The sequence below is a fragment of the Rhodococcus sp. O3 genome (assembly GCF_048897285.1).
Lineage (GTDB): Bacteria > Actinomycetota > Actinomycetes > Mycobacteriales > Mycobacteriaceae > Rhodococcus.
Window position 1 is genome coordinate 1 of the sequence record NZ_JBMBTE010000203.1, and the last position, 5,518, is coordinate 5,518.

Consider the following 5,518-nt stretch of genomic DNA (forward strand, 5'->3'; position numbering starts at 1 on the left):
TGATCGCGAGGACTACGAGAATTCCGAGAAGGATTCCGAGGGCGGTCAGCATGTCGATGCCGATCCTGGGGTGGCGGGATGTCCGTCACCGTGGGGCGGGCGGGGTCTTCGAGGTTTGCGCTTGGCGCGTCGCATGGCTCTCTCTGTGATCGGTGACAAAGGGTCGTCACAGGATAGGACGAACCACGCCCGGCGAATGGTTCCCGCGGGGATGTAACGAAGGTCACGCACCCGTGGTCGCGCGGCGGGGCGTTCATCTCACCCGGTCACCATGATCTGCGCGGAACTCTCCTTGAGCTTCGCATTCGCCCAGCGCATCTGACGCAGGGTCTGTGGATGGCAGCGTTCTGCCGTGTCGAGCAGTTCGCGGTCCTGCAGCGCCTGCGCGGTCTGGGCGAGGATCTCCCAGTCCAGCGAGACCCCGGCTGCCGTGCGGTGGATCTCCCGCAGGTCCCGCAGCAACAGCAGCGAGGGATCGTGATGCCGGCCGACCAGCTCGCTGCCCTTCTGGCGGAGGGTAGCCAGGATGCTGTGGTCCTCCGCCGGCTCGGCATCGAGATCGAGGTCGTAGTCCCGTCCGACGCGGGCGAGTTCGCGGACGTGCTGCTGCGACCATCGCGCGAGATCCCGCCCCAGATGGAAGATCTCGTGATCGGCCTTGTGCCGGTCGGAGATCTGCAGCAGCCGGCCGGCCAGCTCGTTCTCCGAGCGGTGCAACTCCCGGATCGCAAGTCCCACCTTGTTGTTCACTGTGCACCTCCGGCGTTCGTTGCGCCTGTGGGGGATTCGACGAACGTCTCGGTCGCGGTGGCGTCCGGACCGCCGCCGGTCTCCGGGACCCCTGCGTCCTCCGGCTTCGAGGCGGTCGTCGTGGGCGCGGCGGACGGCGTGCCGTCGCCGGCTGCAACCCGTTCGACGCGGGCCGCGCCGCCCTTGAACAACGGCTGCTTGGACGCCGGGTCCCAGTCGGTGAGCGTCAGCTCGTTCGCTGCCCGGCCCTCGGCGCCACCGGGCTCGTGACCGCCCGGGGTGTCCCAGTAGCCGTAGTGGAACGGCAGGAACAACACCCCCGGACGGATCCCGCAGATCCGCAGCTTCGCGTCCACCCGGCCCCGAGGGGTGGTGATGCGCAACAGATCTCCCTCCGACCAGCCGTGTCGCCGGGCGTCGGAGACCGACATCTCCACCCACACCTCGGGGGCGGCCTGCTGCAGCTGCGGCGCGCGGCCCGTCTTCGTCCGGGTGTGGAAGTGATACAGCGTGCGCCCGGTGGTGAGGTGATAGGGAAACTCCTCGGACACGAGCTCGTGCGCCGGCAGGTATTCGCCCGCCTTGAGGATCGCCTTCCCCAGTGGGTTCATGGCCTTGTACTCGGTCGGTTCGAGCGGCGCACCGGTGACCATGTCGCGGCCGTAGCTCTCGCAATAGTCCGGTGAACTCCAGAACTTCCCGTCCTCGTAGAGGCGTTCGGTGCCGTCGGGATTGTCGCTGTTGCACGGCCATTGGATGCCGCTGCCGCCGCGCAGCCGGTTGTAGGTGATGCCGGTGTAGTCGCACGGCCGCCCCGCCGAGCACCGCTTCCACGCCTCGAACGCCTCCTCCGCGGTGGACCACTTCACCAGCGGTTGCCCGTCCTTGTCCTGCAACCCGATTCGACGGGCGTAGTCGACGAAGATGTCCAGGTCGGCGCGGGCCTGACCGGGCGGATCGACCGCCTTCTCCGACAGGTGCACGGTGCGGTCCACGTTGGTGAACGTGCCGGTCTTCTCGCCCCACGTCGCGGCCGGGAGCACCACGTCGGCCAGCTGCGCGGTCTCGGACAGGAAGATGTCCTGCACCACGAGGAACAGCCGCTCCTGGGCGAGGATCTCCCGGATGCGGCCCAGCTCCGGGAGCGACACCGCCGGGTTGGTGCCGCTGACGTAGAGGAACCGGATCGAGCCGTCCTCGACGTAACGCAGCATCTGCATCAGGTGCGTCGGCGCGGTGTAGTGCGGAATGCGCATCGGATCGATGTTCCACACCCGCCCCAGCTCCTGGACGTGCTCGTCGTTGGCCCAGTTCCGGAAGCCGGGCAGGTCCCCGTCGGCACCGCATTCGCGGGTGTTCTGCGCCGTCGGCTGGCCGTTCATCTGCAGCACCCCGCACCCCGGTTTGCCGAGCATGCCCCGGATCAGGTGGACGTTGTTCACCTGCACCGCCGCCGCGGTGGCCTGGTGGGACTGGTAGAAACCCTGCAACACGGTCGACACCAGACGTTCGGCGCCGCCGAGGATGCGGGCCGCCTCCAGCAGGTCGTCGAGCGGGACGTCGCACACCTCGGCGACCCGTGCGGGCGGATAGTCCTCGAGTTGTTTCTGCAGCTCCGCGAATCCGACGGTGTGCGCCTCGATGTAGTCCCGGTCGATCCAGCCGTTGCGCACGATCTCGTGCAGCAGCCCGTTCATCAGCATCACGTTCGTCCCCGGCTTGGGCGCAAGGTGAACGGTGGCGGCCCGCGCCACCGGTGTTTGCCGCGGGTCGACGCACACCACCGCCGGGGGATTCGGGCCCGCCAACCGGTCGAGCACCCGGCTCCACAGCACACTCTGGGTCTCGGCCATGTTGTGCCCGTAGAGGGCGATCACGTCGGCGTGGTCGATGTCGGCGTAGGAGCCTGGCTGGCCGTCGCACGCGAAGGACTCCTTCAACGCGGCGGCCGCGGTCGCGGTGCACAGCCGGGTGTTGCCGTCCATGTGATTGGTGCCGATGCCCCCGTGTCCGATCAGCGCCAGCGTGTAGTACTCCTCGAGGAACAGCTGTCCGGTCGTGTAGAAGCCGATCGAACTCGGGCCACGTTCCGCCAGCAACTCGCGGGTGCGATCGGCGACGGCATCCATCGCGGTATCCCAGTCCGTCTCCACGAGCGTGCCGTCGCGGCGGATCAACGGAGTCGTCAGCCGGTCGGGGGAGTGATTGGCCTGCCACCCGAACAGATCCTTCGGCCCGAGCCGGCCGTGATTGACCCGATCCACCGCGCGCCCGCGCACCCCGACGATCCGGCCGTCCTTGACGGCAATGTCGAGCCCGTCGCCGTTCGAGTGCAGAATCGTCGCCGACTGCACCCAGGCATCGACGTCGCCCTCGTCCAGCCCGTCGGCCAGATAGCAGTCCACTCGGATCGGCCAGGGCTCGCCCGGCGCGTAGGGGGTGCGGGTGCCCCAGGGTTCGCGGATGCGGTCGATGTCGGTCATGCCTGCGGCGGTACCCGATAACGGGAGTTCGAAACGCGGTCCGTCACCCGCGGAAACCGGGTCGGCAGTGGCCATCCGCACAACCTCCGAGCCGAGCCGGTTCCCTCTACACTTTTCACAGGATTGCGCCGTCGCCGCGATGGCGAATCCCGACACGTCGAGCGGTCGGAAGGCGCGAACATGGGCGGCGGGCGACGAACCAGCGCAGTACTCGCGGCCGCGTGCGCCGCCCTGATCATCGCTGGTGGTTCCGCCACCGCCCAGCCGGGCGGATCCACCGCGAGCGTGCCCCGCGCCCCCGCACCCCCGGCTGCGAGTTCCGCCCAGGCAGCGGCCTATGCCGACGACCACCCGGACGCGGCTCCGCCGGGAGCCAACGACTTCGGCTGCGTCCCGTCCGCGCAGCACCCGCGACCCGTGGTGGTCGCGCACGGCACCGACTCGAACAGCTACACCGACTTCGCCGCGCTCGCGCCGCTGCTCGCCGACTCCGGATGGTGCGTGTATGCCCTGAACTTCGGGAAGGCAGCCGGAGCCGACGACTACGGCACCGGCGACATCCGGGTCAGCGCACGGCAATTCGGGGAATTCGTGGACACCGTGCGTGCCGCGACCGGCGCCGAGGAGGTCGACGTCGTCGGGTTCTCGCAGGGCGCGACCGTCTCTCGCTACTACATCAACCGGCTGGGGGGCGCGGCCGCGGTCCACCGGTGGGTCGGGGTGGCTTCACCGAGCTACGGCGGCACCTTCTACGGCCTGGGACCCATCGCCGAGCAGATCCCCGGCGCGTCCGACATCGTCGCCGAGGAGTTCTCGATCGCGCTCGTGCAGCAGGCGCAGGGCTCGGAACTGCTCACCGAGCTGAACAACCCCACCGACACCGTGCCCGGCGTCGACTACACCACCATCGGCACCAGCGTCGACGAAGTGATCCAGCCGTCGAGCAACGTCGCCCTGCACGGGCCCGGCGCGGTGAATCTGGTGGTCCAGGATCTGTGCCCGCAGAACCTGACCGGACACTTCAACATGCCCTACGACAACTTCACGCTCAGCCTGATCCGGCAGACCCTCGACCCGGACAGCTACGGTCTCGCCCCCTGTGTGCCGGTCGCGCTGGGCACCGGCATCCCCGAGGTCATCCTCGAGAGCAACTTCTGACCGACGGGCCGCGTGTCGGCCGGGGTGTCCGTTCCGGACCGTGACGGTCCCTAGACTGTGGGGCACCATCGTCGAATCCCGGGAGCAGCATTCGTGACAAGTTCGGTCGTCCCGTTCCTCACCTCACCGCGGCGCGGCCGCCCCGTCCGGCGCACCCCGGCGGTGCGCTGACATGCGCGTCGTCTTCGCGGGCACTCCCGAACCCGCCGTCCCGTCGCTGCGCCGGCTGATCGAATCGCCCCGGCACGAGGTCGTCGCCGTCGTCACCCGCCCCGACACGGTCGCCGGGCGCGGCCGCAAGGTCGTGCGATCGGCTGTCGGGCAACTCGCCGGCGAACACGGCATCGAGGTCCTCACCCCGGCCTCGCCGCGGGACCCGGAGTTCATGGCCCGCCTGACCGAACTGGCCCCGGCCTGCTGTCCGGTCGTCGCCTACGGGGCGCTGCTGCCGCAGCCCGTGCTCGACATCCCCGAACACGGCTGGGTGAACCTCCACTTCTCGTTGCTGCCGGCGTGGCGCGGCGCGGCCCCGGTACAGGCCGCGATCGCGGCCGGCGACGAGATCACCGGCGCCACCACCTTCCGCCTCGAGGCGGGCCTCGACACCGGCCCCGTGTACGGAGTGGTCACCGAGACGATCCGGCCGAGCGACACCGCCGGGGACCTGCTCGGCCGCCTCGCCGACTCCGGCGCCGGGCTGCTGGAATCGACGCTGGACGGTCTCGAGGACGGACTGCTCACCGCCGTCCCGCAATCCGCCGACGGCGTGTCCTACGCACCGAAGGTAACCGTCGAATCCGCCCGGATCACGTGGACGCATCCCGCGCACGTCGTCGACCGGCGCATCCGCGCGGTCACGCCCGCGCCGGGAGCCTGGACGATGATCGGTGAGCTGCGGGTGAAGGTCGGGCCGGTCACGGTCACCGACGAGATCCTCGAACCCGGCGAGATCGAGATCCGCAAGAACGGGGTGCTCGTCGGCACCGCCACCACCGCGGTGAAACTCGGGCAGGTGCAACCGCCCGGCAAGAAGGCGATGATCGCAGCCGACTGGGCCCGCGGTGCCCGACTCGACCCGAAGGTGCGTGCACAGTGACCGAATCCCGCAGACCGGCCCGCCGATCGCA

The 5,518-nt window shown here is 69.5% G+C and carries 4 protein-coding genes; 2 read left to right on the top strand and 2 right to left on the bottom strand.

Going from position 1 to position 5,518, the window contains the following annotated elements; genetic code table 11:
• Positions 1-258: 258 nt before the first annotated feature.
• Both ACN675_RS27355 and ACN675_RS27360 read right to left on the bottom strand, forming a co-directional pair.
• A complete protein-coding gene (locus ACN675_RS27355; protein ID WP_420753808.1) occupies positions 259-750 on the bottom strand; it encodes a hypothetical protein in 492 nt (163 codons plus the stop codon).
• Positions 747-3,233: a molybdopterin oxidoreductase family protein gene (locus ACN675_RS27360; RefSeq protein ID WP_420753809.1), complete on the bottom strand. Its 2,487-nt coding sequence runs from the start codon at positions 3,231-3,233 to the stop codon at positions 747-749. The genes ACN675_RS27355 and ACN675_RS27360 overlap by 4 nt, the downstream gene beginning before the upstream one ends.
• A 180-nt stretch (positions 3,234-3,413) precedes the next feature.
• Between ACN675_RS27360 and ACN675_RS27365 the strand changes: the two genes are divergently transcribed.
• Both ACN675_RS27365 and fmt read left to right on the top strand, forming a co-directional pair.
• A complete protein-coding gene (locus tag ACN675_RS27365) occupies positions 3,414-4,391 on the top strand; it encodes an esterase/lipase family protein (protein WP_420753810.1) in 978 nt (325 codons plus the stop codon).
• Positions 4,392-4,563: 172 nt separating this feature from the next.
• A complete protein-coding gene (fmt, locus tag ACN675_RS27370; protein ID WP_420753811.1) occupies positions 4,564-5,487 on the top strand; it encodes a methionyl-tRNA formyltransferase in 924 nt (307 codons plus the stop codon).
• Positions 5,488-5,518 lie beyond the last annotated feature (31 nt).